Genomic DNA, 19,561 nt, shown 5'->3' on the forward strand with positions numbered 1-19,561 from the left:
CAAAAATTAAGCGGAGAGACAGGGACTCGAACCCTGGCGACGGTTACCCGTCGACAGATTAGCAATCTGCTCCATTACCGCTCTGGCACCTCTCCAAGCTCAAGGAACGTGTCCTGTTTTGCGGTTGCAAATGTAAGTCAACATTATATTTCTCACAACTATTTTTGCGCTTTTTTTTATCTTTTTTCAATCTTTTTTTTAAACCTCTTCACAATCAAACGAATAGAATTAACAAAAAATTCATATTAAATTTAAAATTCAATCGAATTGATACAAAATTTGAATTTATTTAAATAAACAGTAAATTTGCTTGATTAACTAATATTAACAGAAAATGAACAAAAGAGTTGTTATCGTTTCTGCCGTTAGAACACCTATCGGAAGTTTCATGGGAGGTTTATCTACCGTACCCGCACCAAAATTAGGTGCTGCCGCTATTAAAGGCGCACTTCAAAAAATTAACCTTGACCCAAAATTAGTTGATGAAGTTTTCATGGGCAATGTAGTACAAGCCGGAGTTGGACAAGCGCCAGCACGTCAGGCTGCACTTTTTGCCGGCTTATCTGAGGAAGTAGCCGCTACAACAGTAAACAAAGTTTGTGCTTCTGGAATGAAAGCCGTAATGTTTGCCGCACAAGCCATTGCTTGTGGTGATGCAGAGATTGTAGTAGCCGGAGGAATGGAAAACATGAGTTTGATTCCGCATTATGTACAAATGCGTAACGGAACTAAATTTGGTCCTGCAACAATGCTGGACGGAATGCAAAAAGATGGTTTGACAGATGCTTACGATAACAACGCAATGGGAGTTTGCGCTGATTTATGTGCATCTGAATATAACATTAGCCGTGAAGAACAAGATAATTTTGCGATTCAGTCTTACGAAAGAAGCGCAAAAGCCTGGGATGCCGGAAAATTCGACAACGAAATTGTTCCTGTTGAAGTTCCGCAAAGACGTGGCGAACCAATCATCGTTTCTAAAGACGAAGAATACACCAATGTAAAATTGGATAAAATACCTTCATTAGCTGCTGTTTTCACAAAAGACGGAACAGTTACTGCCGCAAACGCCTCAACAATAAATGACGGAGCTGCTGCTTTAGTTTTAATGTCTGAAGAAAAAGCAATCGCATTAGGATTAAAACCTCTTGCTTACATCAAAAGTTATGCTGATGCTGCTCAGGAACCAAAATGGTTCACAACGAGCCCTGCAAAAGCATTACCAAAGGCTTTAAACAAAGCCGGAATTGCAATTGAAGATGTTGACTATTTCGAATTCAACGAAGCTTTTGCTGTTGTTGGTTTGGCCAATTCAAAAATATTAAATCTTGATAACAATAAAGTAAACGTAAATGGTGGAGCTGTTTCATTAGGTCATCCTTTAGGATGCTCGGGAGCAAGAATCATCGTAACTTTGCTGAATGTTTTAGAACAAAACAATGCTAAAACCGGAGCTGCAGCAATTTGCAACGGCGGCGGTGGCGCATCTGCAATTGTTATTGAAAGAGCTTAAATAATAATACATAAAATCAGGAGTTATTTGATATAAATTTCTCCTGATTTTCAACTTATAAATTACCTTAAATGTTCGGAATTTGCAATCTAGCCATAGTACCCGTTCGGTCTGAGCCAAGTGACAGAAGTGAAATCGTTACACAACTTTTGTTTGGCGAACACATCGAAATTTTAGAACGCCAAAATCAATGGGCCCGAATAAAAATTCAGTTTGATGATTATGAAGGCTGGGTAGATTCAAAACAATATCAGGTAATTTCTGAGGAACATTACAATCAATTAAGCAAAGAAGCCATAATTTTAAACGCTGATTTAATTGATTATATCACTGCGCCGGATAATTTATTATTACCAATTCCACTTGGCGCTTCTTTAACCTTTTTAAATAATAACGAAATCAATACATCCAATTTTGATTTTGAGGGCACAAAAACCAGCGGTATAAAACCAAAAAGTGCTCTTATAAATACTGCTTTCATGTATTTGAACGCTCCCTATCTTTGGGGCGGAAAAACACCATTCGGAATTGATTGTTCTGGTTTTACCCAAATGGTTTACAAACTAAATGGATACAAAATTCACCGTGACGCATCTCAACAAGCACTTGACGGAGAACCTTTGAGTTTTATAGAAGAAAGTGAAGCCGGAGATTTAGCCTTTTTTGACAACGAAGAAGGAAACATCATTCACGTGGGAATCATTATGGACAACAATTACATCATTCACGCAAGTGGAAAAGTCCGCATTGACCGTTTAGACCACCTCGGAATTTACAATCCCGAATTAAACAAACACACTCATAAATTAAGAGTAATAAAAAAGATTATTTAATTTTTTTAGCCACAGATTAAAAGGATTAAAATGTTTTTTTTTACCAGTGAATCAGTGGAAAAAAAAAGAAAAAATTCCGCAATAATCCGCGTTTTCGCTTGCGAATCCACGTCATCCGCGTACCATTATTAAGCACTAACACGAATCGTTTTCCTAAACTCCGAAGGACTATTTCCCCTCTGCTTCTTAAAGAATTTATTGAAGTGGCTTTCATCGGTAAAACCAAATTCATACGCAATTTCATTGATTCGCTTATCACTAAATTGCAAACGATGTTCAATCAGTTTTGTTTTATAATTGCTAATATACTGCTGCATAGTTTCATTAGCATGTTTCTTAAAATAGCGTCCTAAATACGTATTCGAAATTCCAAAATATTCACTAAGTGACTCCGCTTTAATTCTTTCAGGATAATAAATATTGTTCTGAATATATTGCAGAATATCCATCGCTTTTGCTTCACAGCCAATGTTTACCTGTTCCGGCAAATATTTCGCAATATTTCTGGCAACCACAATAATCAGCGTATTGACCAATTGCTGAATCAGCTCCTTATTATAAACATCCTTATCCTGATGTTCGCGAATAATCGCTTCAACCATCACTTTTACCAGACATTTATCAGCATCATTTTTCAAAATACAACCAGGCTGATGGTTTGCGTTTTGCAGAATATATTCTAAACGCTGAATATTCTCATTCTGTAAACTTGAGTTTTTCAAATAAATATCATTAAATCTTAAAAAGAAAAAGTTCGTTTTGGTTTCAATTGTAAAATTATGACAATCCTCAGGCGTCAATAAAAACATATGTCCCGCATCATATTCAAAAATATTTTTGTTTATACACTGTCTTCCGGTTCCTTCCAAAATATAAACCAATTCAAAGAAATTATGACGATCTCCAACATCCGGATATTCATCCAGAGTTTCAAATGAAACAGTAAACGGCTCGTATAGATTTTCTTTTTTCATAACAGTAATAATTATTTGAGGATGCAAATTTACATAAAAAAGACAAATATATACAAATTAAGAGTCTTAAAAATGGTATAATTTTGCCAAGTGAAATTTAAGATTTAAAAATACAATATCATGGAATATAGAAAATTAGGCAATACCGAACTTGAATTATCAACTATTACATACGGCGCATTCGCGATTGGCGGAAACATGTGGGGCGGAAACGAAAAGAAAGATTCAATCGACTCTATTCACGCTTCGATCGAACATGGCGTGACCACAATTGACACCGCTCCTTTTTACGGATTCGGCTTAAGCGAAGAAATGATTGGCGAAGCTTTAAAATCTCACGATCGTTCAAAAGTTCAGTTGTTAACCAAATTTGGCCTGGTTTGGGACGGAAGCAATAAGGGAAAAGGTGATTTCTTTTTTGATGCCGATGACAACGGAAAAAAAATACCGGTTTATAAATATGCTTCAAAAGCAAATGTTATTAAAGAAGTTGAAGAAAGCTTAAAACGCCTTCAAACAGATTATATCGATTTATTGCAAATTCACTGGCCAGACTCCACTACTCCAATTCACGAAACGATGGAAGCTTTGGAAACACTTATTCAGCAAGGAAAAATCACAGCAGCCGGAGTTAGCAATTACAATGCAGAACAAATTCTGGAAGCACAAAAAACAATTCAATTAGCTTCAAATCAGGTTCCGTTTAGTATGTTAAACCGTAAAATCGAAACAGATTTGATTCCGCTAACCATCAAAGAAAACATCGGAATCATTGCTTACAGTCCGATGGAAAGAGGTTTATTAACCGGAAAATATTTCACCGACAGCAAACTAAAAGACAACGATCACAGAAACGGATATTTCGGTCAGTTCGATCTTCAAAAAGTAAAAACTTTAGTCGAAGAATTGAGTTCGCTGGCAAATGCAAAACACATTTCAATTTCACAATTGGTTTTACGCTGGACGACTTTACAAAAAGGAATCACCATTGTTTTAGCCGGAGCAAGAAACGCAGAACAAGCCATTTCAAACGCCAAAACAATGGAATTTGATTTATCAATTTCAGAATTGGAGTTTATCAATCAGGCAATTTCTAAAGTTAAATAATCCTTATATAAAATTTAAACACATAGAAACATAGCCAATAGCAATGTGAAAAGGCGTTCACTTATTTTAATTCACATAGCTGTGAGGAAAAGTCAGCTTCGAGCTTTGTCAAAGTTCAAAACTTGACAAAGCTAAACATAGCTATGTGTGAGAAACGAGTTTCTTTTTGCATTCTTTTAAAAGCAAACAAAAAATCTATGTTTCTATGTGTTTAAAACAATTACACTCAACAATAAAAATAATTTGGGTGTGTCCCAAGGGCCGAGCTATCGGCTATATCTTTTTGTTTTTAAAGAAAAAACAAAAAGGATACCCCCTCTATCCCTCACACTCACGAATTCATAAGAATATAAAGTAAAATGAAGAAAATATTTATCATCAACGGAAGTCAAAATTTCGCACATTCAGGTGGAAAATTCAACGAAACCGTTACCAATTGGACAATCGAATATTTAACAAACAGCAAGCAATTCGAAATTAAAACAACAGATATTAAACAAGAATTTGATCTTGATGAAGAAGTCGAAAAATTCGTTTGGGCAGATGTTATTGTGTATCACACACCGGTTTGGTGGTTTCAATTGCCAAACCAATTCAAAAAATACATCGACGACGTTTTCACCGCCGGACACAACAAAGGAATTTACAAAAGCGACGGAAGAACCAGAACAAATCCGGACATTAATTACGGAACCGGAGGACAATTACACGGACGTAAATACATGCTTACAACAAGCTGGAATGCTCCTGCAACAGCATTCACACTTCCGGGAGAATTCTTCGAAGAAACATCTGTAGATGACGGAGCTATGTTTGGTTTCCATAAAATGAATAAATTTACAGGTATGGAAAAATTGAATGGTTTCAATTTTCACGACGTTGAAAAAGGTGCCACTGCAGAAAACATTGACATCTTTAAGAAAAACTATACCAATCATTTAGAACAAATTTTTAAAAATTTATAATCATGATTTCAATTACAGCTATTATAAAAAGCAAGCAGGAAAACAAAGAAGAAATCAAAAACATGATTCATCATTTGGTTACCGAAACCAGAAAAGAAGAAGCCTGCATACGTTATGATCTCCATAATGTAGAAAATACATTCATTATTTGGGAAGAATGGAAAGATCAGCCAGGTCTTGACATCCATAACAATCAACCCTATTTATTGGATTTCATTGCAAAAAGTGAAACTTTAACATCTGCGCCAATTCAGGTATATAAAACAATACAAATTTTATAAGTTTTTTTCGCCACGAATTACACAAATTCACGAATTCATCCTTACTCTTGATGCAAAAAAGATTCATGTGCATTCGTGAAATTCGTGGCAGAAAACTTTTACTTGATTCCGCCAAAAGCACCAAAACACATATTCTTGTGTAAAATTTCAATGCTTTTAAAACCAACCTTTTTCATCAAATCCAATTGATAATTCATAGATCTTGGCGTGTCTTCTTTTTCTACATAATCCAAAACTTTTTGGCGATATTCGGCACCGCCAATTCCTTCTAAATAATCACCGTAACGCTGCCAGGTGTATTCGTTTAACAACTCCGTATCCTGCGTAATCAAGTCCGAAATCATAAAACAGCCGCCGGGTTTTAGTAACCTAAATATTTTAGTAAAAGTGGTTTCCCAATCTTCATCATCTCTTAAATGATGCAAAACCGCTCCTGCCAAAATAATATCAAAATGATTTTCAGGTAATTCAACCTCGCGAATATCGCCTTGCTTCACTTCTACTTGTCCATTTGTTGCTTCAGAAACTCTTTCAAAAGCACGATCTAACATTGGCAAGCTCAAATCGACCAAAGTACAATTCAAATTTGGTACTTTCGAAAGCATTTTTAAAGTATAATTTCCGGCGCCACAGCCAATATCCAAGACGTTTTTAGCATTAGGAACAATTCTTTTAGAAGCTTCCGTAATTAATTCTAATGAAATTGTAGCGTCGATTGTTGCGACTTGTCCGGTTTCTAAATTTGCGAATCGCTCGACATCATTATCAAAACGTTCTCTGATTTCTTCAATAGTTGATTTTTTCATAACTTTTTGTTTTTTAGGTTTCCCCGCAGATTTGGCAGATTGAGCAGATTTTCTCTTGTATTGCCTATATTTTTTTTAGACACAGATTAGAAAGATTAAAATGATTATTCATTTCATATCTAACAAAAAAATCTGCTCAATCTGCCAAATCTGCGAGAACATATATTTTTCACCAAAACTATCACTTTGATATATACTTCAAAAATACTTATTTTGTCAATTATCAATACTTAATAGGTATTTATGGAATTACGTCACTTAAAATATTTTTTGGCTGTAGCCGAAGAACTAAACTTTACGAAAGCTTCAGAGAAACTTTTTATTTCGCAGCCACCTTTAAGTCGCCAGATTATGGAATTAGAAGAAGAACTTCAGGCGAAACTTTTCATTCGAAGTAATAAAAAAGTCGAATTAACCGAAGCCGGAAAATATTTTGAAAAAGAAGTAAAAGAACTTTTTCAGAACCTGGAACGCATTTCCGTGAAAACGAAAAAAATAGCCGAAAATGTTTCCGGCGAATTTAGAATCGCTTACATCAGTTCGATTTATTCGGCTGTGATTTCAGATTTAATAAAACATTTAAAAGAGCAATTCCCTTATGTCAATTTCAAATTATTTGAGGTTTCTACAACAAAGCAAATCAGCGCATTGGAACAGGGAAAAATCGAAATGGGAATTATTCGTTCTCCGATAAAATCACCCAAAATAAAATCGCATTTATGGTTTAAGGACGGATTTTCTGTTGTTTATAATAAAGGTATTATTCAAATTAATTCCGAGAAAGAAATTTCAAAACTAAAAGATGAAACTTTTGTCTTTTTCAATAAAGATTATGCACCGCATTATCACGAAGTTTTACTGGAACTTTGTGCATTTTATGGCTTTACGCCGAAGATTATTCACGAAGCCAATAACATTAATTCGATCGTACAATTGGTCAAAAACGGTTTGGGAATTTCGATCGTTCCATCCAACATTGCCAAAAACAATCAGGATTCTGAAATTGGTTTTATTGAACTAAAAAAAGTAAATCTATTTACGGATGTTTCGCTGATTACTTCAAAAGAAGATGATTCTGAAATAACAAAAACTGCTGTTGAATTTTTATTAAATTTTTCTAGGAAATAAAAAGTTTGCCACGAATGACGCGAATTAATTTTATTATGGAAATCCGTAAAATTAAATAACTGAAAGCATTTAAATTGCATGCTATAAAATAATTGCGCAATCCCGATAGTTACGGGAGCAGAGACGATAAGTTTTTTATAAGTTTTAATTATGCATTTAGTTTGTCATTTCGAGTACTAATCTGTGTAATCAGCTTAAATCTTATAAAATCTGCGTGAACAAAAACTTTGCGTCTCTGCGAGAACAATTAAAATTCGTGGCAAAAAAGTTACAATTTAGCACATTCAATTCTCTTGAAAAGAAACAACTTTTAAATACCTTAGCAGAAATTATATTACACTTTAAAAACAATAAAAATGGCCGAGCAATCTTCAATTTTGTGTCCAAACTGCGGAACTCCTATCGATGTAAATGATGTTTTAAAGCACCAGTTGGAAGATAGTATTCGTAAAGAATTTCAACAAAAAGCCAATGCTCAAGCCCGGGAATTGGAACTTAAAAATGAGCAATTCGAAAAAGCCAAAGCCGATTTTGAAGCTAAAAAGAAACAGGAAAATGAACTTTTTGCTGAACGTTTGGAACGTGAGAAAAAGACAGCTGAAAAAGAAATTACCGAAAAAGTAAAAACAAAACTCGACGAAGAAAATAAAGATAGAATGCTTTTGATGGAAAAAGAGCTTTCTGAGAAATCAGAAAAACTTCGTGAATTGAATAAAATGACAGGCGAAATTGCCAAACTGCAGCGTGAAAAACTGGAGATGAAAGAAGCAATCGAAGCCGAAGCGCAAAAGCAATTGAACGCCACTTTGGTTCTGGAACGCGATAAAATTCGCAAGCAGGAAGAAGAAAAAAACGAGCTTAAAATAAAAGAATACCAAAAACAATCTGACGATCAAAAAAAGCTGATCGAAGAAATGAAACGCAAACAAGAACAAGGTTCTATGCAATTGCAGGGCGAAGTTATGGAATTAGCGATTGAAGAATGGCTGGCAAATAATTTCCCGCTGGACAGTATTGATGAAGTTAAAAAAGGAGCAAATGGCGCCGATTGCCTTCAGATTGTAAATACCCGCGAACATCAAAATTGCGGTTCTATTTATTACGAAAGTAAACGTACAAAGGCTTTTCAGCCAGCGTGGATTGAGAAATTCAAAAACGATATTAGAACCAAAAGAGCCAATATTGGAGTTTTAGTTACCGAAGTCATGCCTCCCGGAATGGACCGAATGGGAATGCGTGACGGAATCTGGATTTGTACGTATGAAGAATTTAAAGGTTTGAGTGCTGTTTTGCGTCAGTCGTTAATTCAGGTAAGTCAGGCCGTTCAGGCGCAGGAAAACAAAGGTGATAAAATGTCTATGTTATATGATTTTTTAACCAGCAACGAATTCCGCTTGCAAATTGAAGGAATTGTTGAAGGTTTCACGCAAATGCAAGGCGATCTTGATGCCGAAAAAAGAGCAATGCAAAGAATCTGGAAGCAGCGTGAAAAACAAATCGAAAAAGTAGTGCATAATACATTAGGAATGTACGGCTCAATTCGTGGTATTGCAGGAAATGCGGTTCAGACTGTTCGGGCTTTAGAACTTGATTTTATTGAGGAAGACAAAGAAGATCTGAAGGAATTGGAATAACTGATTAAAATGGTACGCGGATGAAACTGATTCGCTAAAGCGAAAACGCGGATTTGCACGGATTTTTTTTGCTGCTTTGTCGATTCCAATGAGATTGCGTCGTTCCTCGCAATGACATATAAAAAAGGCTTCGAAATTAATCGAAGCCTTTATATTTTAGTTCCTTTTTTAATTATCCTTTTTTGAAAGACATCGTCAATCCAAATTGGTTTGAAAGGAATAATTTATTATCCTTAATAGAATAACCTGAATTTGTTCTCAACAACTGCAAAAACTCACCTTCTTTTTTTGCATCACATTTTTTAGTTTCTGAAGTAAGATTCAAAAACTGAATTTTTTGTTCACCTTTAGAAAGTAAATTTCCTTTGATAGCATTACATCCTGTTGAACCTGAAAAAGTTGACGCACTCATCACGATTTTTGGAAGAGTTGAAAAATCCTTTTCAGTAACCATTTTTCCATTTAAATTTTCCAGAACCCAGGTTTGTTGTAATTTCTTTTCGACAGCATTTTCAGTTGTCGAAGCTGTTGCCTTTGTGTCTTTAGCAGATTTGCAACTGAAAGCTAATGTAGCTGCAATAAATAACATTAAAATCCTTTTCATGTAAAATATTTTTATAAGTTTTATTTTACAAAAATATTCTGAGATATTAGTTTCTTAGAATATCATAAGGTATTTTTAAAGCATATTAAGACATTTTGATTAATCTACTTTCTTAAAAACCAAAATTTTTCCGGACGGATTCGACAACGTCAATTTATTATCGCCAAGAGAATAAGATGTGGTGCTTTGAAGCGCTTTGGTAAATTCGCCTTCTTTGTTTCCGGGTGCGCAAGCCATTAAAGTAGAAATAACTTTTGAAAATCGAAGTAAATCTTTTTCATAAAATATAGTACCGCTGATCGCATTACAGCCTCCATATCCCATAAATTTATTTTCTGTTGAATTGATTTCGATTCTTGGTAATTCTCTTTGAAAATCGGTTACAAAAACTTTAAAACCATTTAATTCTTCGAGAACCCAAATATCATGCAGGCGATAATCGGTATTATATTTTCCGCATCCTTCAAGCTTTTTAGTTTGTAGTTCAGCATTATTTTTAATTTCAACTGATACTTTATACGGAGAAATAACGCCTGACATCGAATTTTGACAATCTAACTGCTGAATCGTTATTGTTGCGGTTGAAGTTTCATTACTCACTTTATACATTTTCACATTGGCATCCATCGCTTTTATAGCTTCAACGGACGGAAATACCAATTTTTCTTTTCCAGGAATCAAAGAAGTAAAAACGATATTTTCATTTCCCATTTTTACCCCCCAAAATGGTTCATTTCCGGTGGCGGTTAAATAATACTTCATCTCCTCTTCCTGAGTTCCATATTCAGAAGTTGTTTGTGTTGTATCCGAAGTTTTGCCTGCTGTTGATTTACAACTTATAATCAGAGATAGAAGCAAAAGTGAAAATATCTTTTTCATAACGTTATTATTTAAATATCAATCTTTAACAAAATACAAGTAAAATTCTTATGAATTTACGACTTTTTTTCAAATTATTATTTAGAATGTTTTCAAATTTTAATTATTGAGATTGTTCATAATCTTTGAAGACCTTATTGCCACTGATGATTACGATAAAATACGTATTTGAAAGAGTATTTTTCTAACAAAAAAATATTTATAATACGTATTTTTATACGTATAAATACTTATATTTGTCTAATAATACTTAATTAAAGAAATCATGATTAGAGTAATTGTAGTTGGAAACGGCATGGTTGGTTATAAGTTTTGCGAAAAATTCATTGCAAAATCAGGACAGGAAAAGTATCAGATTACCGTTTTTGGTGAAGAACCAAGACGCGCTTATGACAGAGTTCACTTAAGTGAATACTTTGGAGGCAAAACCACAGATGATTTATCGCTTTCAACAAGCGAATGGTACGCAGAAAACAATATTACTCTCAATACTTCTGAATTAATTACAGACATTAACCGAAAGGAAAAAACAATACATACCCATTTAGAAAAAACCCATACGTACGATTACTTAGTTTTGGCTACAGGATCTTCGGCTTTTGTACCGCCAATTGACGGTGTTGAAAAAGAAGGCGTTTTTGTATACAGAACTATCGAAGATCTGGATGCAATTATGGCGTACGCCAAAAAAATAAAGCTAAAAGGCGCCACAGAAGCAGCGGTTTTAGGAGGCGGTTTATTAGGTCTTGAAGCTGCAAAAGCGGTTAGAGATTTAGGATTGAATCCGCATGTGGTGGAATTTGCGCCGCGATTGATGCCGAGACAACTGGACAAAGGCGCGAGCGATATGCTGCAATCTAAAATCGAAGAATTAAATATTGGCATTCATCTCAACAAAGCCACACAATATATTGACGGAAAAGAGTGCATAACGGGAATGATGTTTGCCGATGATGAATTGTTAAAAGTAGACATGTTGATTATTTCTGCCGGAATCAAACCTCGTGACGAACTTGCCCGAGTTTCAGGACTTGAAGTAGGTTTACGTGGTGGAATTGTAGTAAACAATCAAATGCAGACATCAGATCCGTCGATTTATGCGATTGGCGAAGCAGCACTTTACAACCAAAACATTTACGGACTTGTTGCTCCGGGTTATGAAATGGCAGATGTCGCTGCCGAGCAAATCTTAAACGGTTCTAAAACCATGAGAGAAACCATCGATATGTCGACGCAATTAAAATTAATTGGTGTTGAAGTGGCGAGTTTTGGTGATCCTTTTGTTGAAAATGAAAATGTAACCGCAATAATTTATGAGAATAAATTAAGCGGCATATATAAAAGAATCAATGTTACCAAAGATTCTAAAACTTTATTAGGCGGAATTTTGGTGGGAGATTCAAGCGATTACAATTCCCTTTTTCAGATTTACAGCAACGCGATGGCTTTGCCAAAAAATCCGGAAGATTTGATTTTAGGTTCCAGAGACGGATCTGAAGGTTCAAGTTTAGGAAGCGTGCTGGATTTACCGGACACAGCGGTAATTTGTTCTTGTGAAAATGTCACGAAAGGCGCAATTTGCTGTTCACTTTTGGATGAAACATGTGCTAATTTTGCCGATGTGGTAAAGCATACCAAAGCTACTTCCGGTTGTGGAGGCTGTAAGCCAATGGTTTCTGATTTGGTTAAGGCGACTCAAAAATCACTGGGAAAAGAAGTCAAAGATGTTATCTGTGAACATTTTAGTTATACACGTCAGGAATTATTCGACTTGGTTAAAATCAATAAATATGAGAATTTTTATGATGTAATTGATCATCACGGTAAAGGCGACGGTTGTGAAGTCTGTAAACCTGTTGTGGCTTCGATTTTCTCCAGTATTTACAATGACACTGCGAATAAACATGTTACCACACAAGATACAAACGATCGATTTTTGGCTAATATTCAACGAAACGGAACCTATTCTGTTGTTCCAAGAGTTGCAGGAGGAGAAATTACTGCTGAGAAACTAATTGTAATTGGCGAAGTTGCCAAACAATTTGACTTATACACCAAAATTACAGGAGCTCAACGTGTTGATTTATTCGGAGCACATTTGAGTGATTTGCCAAAAATCTGGAAAATCTTAATTGATAATGGTTTTGAAAGCGGTCATGCTTACGGAAAATCGCTGCGAGCCGTAAAAAGCTGCGTTGGAAATGCGTGGTGCCGTTACGGAATGGATGACAGCGCCGGATTTGCCATCGAATTGGAAAACAGATATAAAGGAATCCGTTCTCCTCATAAACTAAAAGGAGGTGTTTCGGCCTGCATTCGCGAATGCGCAGAAGCCCGTGGAAAAGATTTTGGATTAATTGCCGTTGAAGGCGGATGGAATTTATATATCGCAGGAAATGGCGGTGCTAATCCAAAACACGCTGTTTTACTGGCTGAAAAAATAGATAAAGAAACCGTTATTAAATACCTCGATCGCTTTTTAATGTATTATATACGTACTGCCGGACCACTGATTCGAACTGCAACCTGGCTGGAAAAACTGGACGGCGGTTTAGAATATCTGAAAGAAGTAATTATTGAAGATTCTCTGGGAATTTGTGAAACGCTGGAAGCCGAAATGCAGACTTTGGTAAACACTTTTGAATGCGAATGGAAACAAGTGCTGGAAAAACCAAGATTATTAAAACGTTTCAATCATTTTATAAACTCTGATGAAAAAGATGATAATGTTGTTTTTGTACCGTTAAGAGATCAAAAGGCACCAAAAGCGTGGTTGTAACTTTATAAATATTTTTTAAACACATAGAAACATAGCTTATAGAGGTGAATAAAGTCGTTTCACTCAGTTTAAACACACATAGCTTTCAAAGATTTTTAATTTTTAATTCTCAATTTTTAATTAAATAATTCAGCTCCGAAAAAAATAAAAAAAATATCACAAACGTTTGCTGTCCTTCTTACCCTCTTTTTTACTGCGCCATCAAACTCTCTGATTGTAAAAAGAGGGATAAGAAACAGAAACAAAAAAATTATCAAAATGGAAGAAATCTTAAATCAATACGAAACAGTTCACGCGAGCGATGCTACAATTTGGTTCAAAGCAGGCAAAGTAGAAGATTTTCCAACAAATCGTGGCGGCTGTATTAAATACAAAAACAAACAAATTGCCATTTTTAATTTCGCCCGACGTAATGAATGGTACGCTTGTCAAAATGCCTGTCCGCATAAAATGGAAATGGTTTTGGCAAGAGGCATGACCGGTTCTACAGATGATATCCCGAAAATTGCCTGCCCGATGCATAAAAAAACTTTCTCATTGGTTGATGGAAGTAATTTAAATGGAGACGATTACAAAATTGCAACCTATCCGATTAAAGTTATTGAAGACGAAGTGTTCGTTGGTTTTGTTGATTGAAACAATATACTTTATCTACAATTTAAACACATAGAAACATAGATTTTTTATTTATAGATAAAAGTTTATTAAAAGAAACTAGTTTCTAACACATAGCTATGTGTGTTTAAACTAAGTTAAACGCCTTTATTCGTTACAATAAGCTATGTTTCTATGTGTTTAAAAAACTAGACTTTAAAAGTAAATTCAGTATATTTGAAATCTATTACCTACCAACAATGACTACACCTTTTCAAAAAGCAAGCGAGTGGATTGACGCCGAAAACGCTCAGGATCCGAATATCGAAATTGACCAAAATACCGAATATCCGAAAGAATTATTGTATTCTAACAGGATGTACGAAAGACTGATGCAATTTGAACCTGAAGCTTCAGAACAAATTCAGATCGCTTCAAAAGCACAGCACATTTGTCGATGGAAAGTGGCGCGCGAATCCTACCCTATGGATCGCGTGGGTTATTTGAGATGGAGAGAAGATCTTAAAAAATTTCATGCTAAAACAACTGCGGATATTTTAGAAAAAGCCGGTTACAATCAGGATTTTATAGACCGTGTTTCGTTTTTAATCGAAAAGAAATTACTTAAAAAAGACGCTGAAACGCAACTGCTTGAAGATGTAATTTGTCTGGTATTTTTAGAATATTATCTTGATCCGTTTGTACACAAACATGATGATGAAAAACTAAAAAACATCATCAAAAAAACCTGGGATAAAATGTCTGAAAAAGGACATCAGGAAGCTTTAAAAATCAACTATTCTGAAGAAAATCTAAACTTGATAAAAGCTTCTTTAGGATTGTAAATTGATTATATGAAGAAGAACAATCAGGAAGCTGCAGATAAAATCACTTTCAAAAATTTACGCCGACTGTATTTTTTTGCACTTCTTACTATTGCGCTAACTATAATCGTCAGTCAGTTTTTAGTTCAATACAATCTGAATCAGCAGTTAAGCGATTCCAAAATCATCAATTTCTCCGGAAAACAAAGAATGCTGAGCCAGAAAATCGTAAAAGAAGTTCTGATTCTGCATTACGTTTCTGATACTGCTTCAACAAAACAAATTTCGCATTTAAAAGACGTTTTATCCCTTTGGAAAAAAAATCAAAATGCGCTTGAAAATGGCAACGACAGTCTGGCTTTTCCAAAAGAAAAATCTGAAACACTACATAAATTATATCTGGAAATTAATCCCATTTTCAATAAAGTGGCTTCAGCAACCGATTTGTTTTTATTGAATTTAAAACAGAAAAAAAACGCGGTTGAAAATCAAAAACTAGTTCAGATCATTTTAGAAAACGAAGATCCTTTTCTTTCGAAAATGAATCAAATAGTAACGCAATATGATCTTGAAGCACACGAAAAAGTCACCGAACAGCGCAAGATCGAATACTGGATTTTTGGTTTCACTTTATTAATTCTTCTTTTAGAATTCTTCTTTATTTTTAAACCAACAAATAAAAAAATTGAACGATTAATTGCCAAACTTTTATCTTCTGAAAAGAAAGCTTTAAAACTCGCTTACGATACTGAAATCATCAGCGAAATCAAGGAAAATTCAGTAAAAGAATTAAAATCACTGAATTACGCCATGGAAAATACGCTGCTTTATTGCCGTATTGCGCCGGATGGTTCGATTATTCATATTGGAGAAAAATTTGCCAAACTGATCAATTATACCAAGTTTTCATCAAATAAAAAGTTCTCAGAAGTTTTAACGACCGATGAAAAAGAACAGCTTAATATTGACCGCATTATTTTTGAAAAACACCGAAGCGGTTGGCAGGGCGAAATCAAAATAATCAATAAAGAATCGCAAACTATCTGGCTTGATTTATCGATGGTTCCGGTAACGATCAAAAAAGACGAACTGGAACTTTTGATTGTGTGTTTCAATATTACCGAACGCAAAAAAGCACAACGTGAGGTCGAACGCTTAAATATTGAAAACAGCACGGAAAAAATCAATCAGCAAAAAATTATTTCGAGTAAAATTGTTGAAAACCAGGAAAATGAGCAAAACCGAATCGCCAAGGAAATTCACGATGGAATTGGTCAAATGCTTACCGGATTAAAATTTAGCCTGGAAAGCATTAATCTCGATGACAAAGAAAAAGCAGCCCAAAAAATAGAATATTTAAAGAAATTATCCCTCGATATTATCAAAGGCGTTCGCACAGCAACTTTCAACTTAATGCCACCTGAATTGAGCGATCACGGCATTGTTTCGTCACTTGCAAAACTAACGCAGGAGCTTTCTAAACTGACCGGAAAAGAAATTCTCTTTTACAATAAAACCAGTTTTGAGCAGCGTCTCGATTCTTTAATTGAAATTAATATCTATCGCCTCACACAGGAAGCCATCAATAACGCCATTAAATACGCCGAATCATCGCATATTATTGTACAGCTTTCGCATAGTGACACTTTATTGAGCATCATAATTGACGATAACGGAAAAGGTTTTGACATCAATGCTGTTGACAAAAAACGCAATAGCGAATCCGGAATGGGATTGTTGTTTATGAAAGAAAGAATTCAATACATCAACGGCCGCGTTTTCATTAAATCAATTCCGGATGAAGGAACGAGAATTACTTTTAATATCCCGATATAAAGCAGAAAATTCCAAACCAATAGAAATCTTCAAAAATAAATTCCAAATTCCAACTACACAATTTTGTCAGACTGAGCGAAGTCGAAATCCCGCAACTTAAATCAACAATCAAAATCACACTTCAACAATAATCATAAGGGCGAGACACCATTAGAAAAAGGGGCTAAATATACTTTGTCTTTATTCGCCCCTTTCCCTAATGCTGTCGGGCTGTACGCGCTACTTCGGTAGCCTGCTTCCATCCCTCTCGCGGGCCAATCTTTGTCGAGATAACAAAACACAACCAATTGCACGCAAATCTTTGTCAAAGTTTAAACTTTAAAGATTTCCCAAAACCCATATCCAAATTATCTAATTATCTAATCGACTAATTATCTAATTTAAAAAATTACGTATCTTAGCCTAATATTTATAGATGAATATACGTAAAAATCGCAAATCAAAATTAAGTAAACCATGAGTAATATCATTCGAGTAGTGCTGGCAGACGATCATGTATTTGTAAGAGATGGAATAAAATCTTTACTGGAAAACGAAGCAAACATTGAAGTTGCAGGCGAAGCTATTGATGGTGCTGATGCTCTTGAAGTGGTGGCAGCGACTAAACCGGATTTACTTATTGCAGATATCAGAATGCCAAACTTAACGGGTATTGAACTAGTAGAAAAACTTAGAAGCGAAAATAATAACGTAAAAATTATTATGCTTTCTATGCATGAATCTGAAGAATACGTATTGAAATCCATTAAAGCCGGAGCAGATGGTTATTTACTAAAAGGTTCCAGCAAAGAAGAATTTTTAAAAGCATTGCATACTGTGGCTGCTGGTGGAAAATACTTTAGCGGAGACATCTCTTCCATCTTAATCAGTCAATTGACAAATCCATCAAATGCATCAGAACCTAAACAAAATTTAGGCGAAGACATGATGATTACCAAAAGAGAAAAAGAAATCCTGACACTTTTATTATCCGGAAAAGGAAACAAGGAAATCGCAGAAGCTCTGGAAATCAGCAAACGAACTGCCGAAGTACATCGTTTTAATCTGATGAAAAAGCTAAAAGTGAAAAACTTAATGGAACTTTCAAATAAAGCAACCGAATATTCGCTTTTATAATCTGCTTAAAAAATAAAAAAGACCTTTTAAAATAGCATTTTAGTAAAATAGAGAATCAATTTTGTGATGTTGACAAATCTACTTAGTTTAATAAAAATACTTAATTAAAAATACGTATTAATACTTACATATACTTAAATTTGGTCAAACAAATCTAAGTACTATGAAAAATACAAACTCTTTATCGCAATCACACAAGATTTTATTTTTGAATACTTTGGCCTTCACTGTATGTTTTGCTTGTTGGACATTAAACGGTGTTTTGGTAACTTTTTTGGTAGACAATGGCATTTTCCAATGGAACGTTGTGCAAGTTGGCTGGCTTCTCGGAATTCCAATTCTTACGGGTTCAATTATGCGTTTGCCAATTGGAATCTTAACAGATAAATTTGGCGGAAAATATGTGTTTTCGCTTTTACTCCTACTCTGCTCTATTCCGTTATTTTTATTGCCTTATGCTGATAGTTTTGTAACGTTTGCCATTTTAAGCTTTTTATTTGGGATGGTCGGGACGAGTTTTGCTGTCGGAATTGGTTATACTTCTATATGGTATCCAAAAGAATGGCAGGGACGCGCTTTGGGAATTTTCGGAATAGGAAATGCCGGGGCAGCCATAACCACTTTTTTAGCACCTTCCTTATTAAATCATTTCTCTATTGACGATCCGCAAAATGGCTGGAAAATACTTCCTGTTATTTATGCAATTGCCTTAGTTATTATTGGTTTAGCCTTTCTAATTTTTGCTAAAAATAAAAAACTGGAAAACGATACCCGAACTGTTTCTGAAATGCTGCAATCTTTAAAATGCGCACGTGTCTGGCGTTTTGGAGCTTATTATTTTTTAGTCTTTGGATGTTTTGTAGCCTACTCACAATGGCTTTTGCCGAATTTCATGAACGTGTATCAAACCAGCCTTGTTATGGGCGGATTGTTTGCTACCATGTTTAGTTTGCCATCTGGCGTAATCAGAGCTTTTGGAGGTTATTTATCAGATAAATTTGGAGCGCGAAAAGTTATGTATTGGGTTTTGAGTTCATCGGTTATTTTAAGTACTTTATTAATGGTTCCGAAAATGGAAATTACGACTACCGGGCCCGGAGTTTTGGCAACAAAAAAAGGAACAATAACGGCAGTTTCAAACGAAAATATTAAAATTGGAGCAACTGAATTTCCAATTGCCCAGAAAAAAGAACACGAAAACGAAAGTGCTATTTTTCCAACCAAAACTTCGTGGCAGCAAGTCGTTGTAGCAGAAAATCAAAGCGTTAAGAAAAAAGAGCTTTTAGCCAAAGGAATTACGGTCATTAAATTTGATGCCAATATGTGGGTTTTTCTTGTACTGGTTATCTTAATTGGTATTTCTTGGGGAATTGGAAAAGCAGCAGTTTACAAACATATTCCGGAGTATTTCCCTAACGATGTAGGCATTGTTGGCGGAATGGTGGGAATGATTGGTGGTTTAGGTGGTTTTTTCGGACCTATTATATTTAGTTATCTGCTTACAACAACTGGAATCTGGTCGAGTTCATGGATTTTTATTTTGGTATTTTCAACAGTTTGCCTGATCTGGATGCATTACACCATCACCAGAATTATGAATGAAAAACAGCCCGTTTTATCTAAAGTAATTGACAGACGATGATATATTCAAAATAAAAAAATATACATTTGTATGATTTTTATCACAA

At 35.0% G+C, this 19,561-nt stretch carries 17 protein-coding genes and 1 tRNA gene; 13 read left to right on the plus strand and 5 right to left on the minus strand.

Features of this window, described 5'->3' with window-relative positions; all coding sequences use genetic code 11:
• Positions 1–11: 11 nt before the first annotated feature.
• Positions 12–95 (minus strand) — tRNA-Ser (locus AC3QL1_RS19770).
• A gap of 239 nt (positions 96–334) precedes the next feature.
• Here AC3QL1_RS19770 and AC3QL1_RS19775 point away from each other — a divergent pair.
• Together AC3QL1_RS19775 and AC3QL1_RS19780 are read left to right on the plus strand one after the other, a co-directional pair.
• Positions 335–1,513: an acetyl-CoA C-acyltransferase gene (locus AC3QL1_RS19775; RefSeq protein ID WP_492493846.1), complete on the plus strand. Its 1,179-nt coding sequence runs from the start codon at positions 335–337 to the stop codon at positions 1,511–1,513.
• A 71-nt stretch (positions 1,514–1,584) separates the two neighbouring features.
• On the plus strand, positions 1,585–2,346 hold the full coding sequence (locus AC3QL1_RS19780) for a C40 family peptidase (protein ID WP_492493847.1): 762 nt from the start codon (positions 1,585–1,587) through the stop codon (positions 2,344–2,346).
• 128 nt (positions 2,347–2,474) lie between these two features.
• Here AC3QL1_RS19780 and AC3QL1_RS19785 read toward each other — a convergent pair whose 3' ends face one another.
• Positions 2,475–3,320 carry an AraC family transcriptional regulator gene (locus AC3QL1_RS19785; protein WP_492493848.1) on the minus strand — a complete coding sequence of 282 codons (846 nt, stop codon included), beginning with the start codon at positions 3,318–3,320 and terminating at the stop codon, positions 2,475–2,477.
• 120 nt (positions 3,321–3,440) lie between these two features.
• On the opposite strand from AC3QL1_RS19785, the gene AC3QL1_RS19790 reads away from it, so the two are divergent.
• From AC3QL1_RS19790 to AC3QL1_RS19800, 3 genes are all read left to right on the plus strand, one after another.
• Positions 3,441–4,427 carry an aldo/keto reductase gene (locus AC3QL1_RS19790; RefSeq protein WP_492493849.1) on the plus strand — a complete coding sequence of 329 codons (987 nt, stop codon included), beginning with the start codon at positions 3,441–3,443 and terminating at the stop codon, positions 4,425–4,427.
• Between the two features lie 359 nt (positions 4,428–4,786).
• Positions 4,787–5,392: an NAD(P)H-dependent oxidoreductase gene (locus AC3QL1_RS19795; protein WP_492493850.1), complete on the plus strand. Its 606-nt coding sequence runs from the start codon at positions 4,787–4,789 to the stop codon at positions 5,390–5,392.
• A 2-nt stretch (positions 5,393–5,394) separates the two neighbouring features.
• Positions 5,395–5,673 (plus strand): putative quinol monooxygenase, encoded by a 279-nt coding sequence (locus AC3QL1_RS19800; RefSeq protein WP_492493851.1) that lies wholly within the window; start codon positions 5,395–5,397, stop codon positions 5,671–5,673.
• Positions 5,674–5,771: 98 nt separating this feature from the next.
• Here AC3QL1_RS19800 and AC3QL1_RS19805 read toward each other — a convergent pair whose 3' ends face one another.
• The gene (locus AC3QL1_RS19805) at positions 5,772–6,479 is read right to left on the minus strand and encodes a class I SAM-dependent methyltransferase (protein ID WP_492493852.1); all 708 of its coding nucleotides are present in this window, start codon (positions 6,477–6,479) and stop codon (positions 5,772–5,774) included.
• Between the two features lie 243 nt (positions 6,480–6,722).
• Between AC3QL1_RS19805 and AC3QL1_RS19810 the strand changes: the two genes are divergently transcribed.
• Positions 6,723–7,607, plus strand: coding sequence for a LysR family transcriptional regulator (locus tag AC3QL1_RS19810; RefSeq protein ID WP_492493853.1), 885 nt, complete (start codon positions 6,723–6,725; stop codon positions 7,605–7,607).
• A 356-nt stretch (positions 7,608–7,963) separates the two neighbouring features.
• Entirely contained in the window at positions 7,964–9,241 is a 1,278-nt protein-coding gene (locus AC3QL1_RS19815) for a DUF2130 domain-containing protein (protein WP_492493854.1), read from the plus strand.
• Between the two features lie 172 nt (positions 9,242–9,413).
• Here AC3QL1_RS19815 and AC3QL1_RS19820 read toward each other — a convergent pair whose 3' ends face one another.
• Together AC3QL1_RS19820 and AC3QL1_RS19825 are read right to left on the minus strand one after the other, a co-directional pair.
• The gene (locus tag AC3QL1_RS19820) at positions 9,414–9,845 is read right to left on the minus strand and encodes an META domain-containing protein (protein WP_492493855.1); all 432 of its coding nucleotides are present in this window, start codon (positions 9,843–9,845) and stop codon (positions 9,414–9,416) included.
• Between the two features lie 99 nt (positions 9,846–9,944).
• Positions 9,945–10,724, minus strand: a complete 780-nt coding sequence (locus tag AC3QL1_RS19825) for an META domain-containing protein (protein ID WP_492493856.1) — start codon at positions 10,722–10,724, stop codon at positions 9,945–9,947.
• Positions 10,725–10,989: 265 nt separating this feature from the next.
• On the opposite strand from AC3QL1_RS19825, the gene nirB reads away from it, so the two are divergent.
• The 6 genes from nirB (at position 10,990) to AC3QL1_RS19855 (ending at position 19,515) form a co-directional block, all read left to right on the plus strand.
• Entirely contained in the window at positions 10,990–13,503 is a 2,514-nt protein-coding gene (nirB, locus tag AC3QL1_RS19830; RefSeq protein ID WP_492493857.1) for a nitrite reductase large subunit NirB, read from the plus strand.
• A 258-nt stretch (positions 13,504–13,761) separates the two neighbouring features.
• Complete coding sequence (gene nirD, locus AC3QL1_RS19835; protein WP_492493858.1) at positions 13,762–14,139, plus strand: nitrite reductase small subunit NirD; 378 nt, start codon at positions 13,762–13,764, stop codon at positions 14,137–14,139.
• Between the two features lie 218 nt (positions 14,140–14,357).
• Positions 14,358–14,942 carry a DUF4202 domain-containing protein gene (locus AC3QL1_RS19840; protein WP_492493859.1) on the plus strand — a complete coding sequence of 195 codons (585 nt, stop codon included), beginning with the start codon at positions 14,358–14,360 and terminating at the stop codon, positions 14,940–14,942.
• Between the two features lie 9 nt (positions 14,943–14,951).
• Positions 14,952–16,757 carry an ATP-binding protein gene (locus tag AC3QL1_RS19845; protein ID WP_492493860.1) on the plus strand — a complete coding sequence of 602 codons (1,806 nt, stop codon included), beginning with the start codon at positions 14,952–14,954 and terminating at the stop codon, positions 16,755–16,757.
• Between the two features lie 456 nt (positions 16,758–17,213).
• Positions 17,214–17,873: a response regulator gene (locus AC3QL1_RS19850; protein ID WP_492493861.1), complete on the plus strand. Its 660-nt coding sequence runs from the start codon at positions 17,214–17,216 to the stop codon at positions 17,871–17,873.
• A 163-nt stretch (positions 17,874–18,036) separates the two neighbouring features.
• Positions 18,037–19,515 (plus strand): MFS transporter, encoded by a 1,479-nt coding sequence (locus AC3QL1_RS19855; protein ID WP_492493862.1) that lies wholly within the window; start codon positions 18,037–18,039, stop codon positions 19,513–19,515.
• Positions 19,516–19,561 lie beyond the last annotated feature (46 nt).

This window comes from Flavobacterium sp. GW823-FHT04A11, assembly GCF_058796535.1.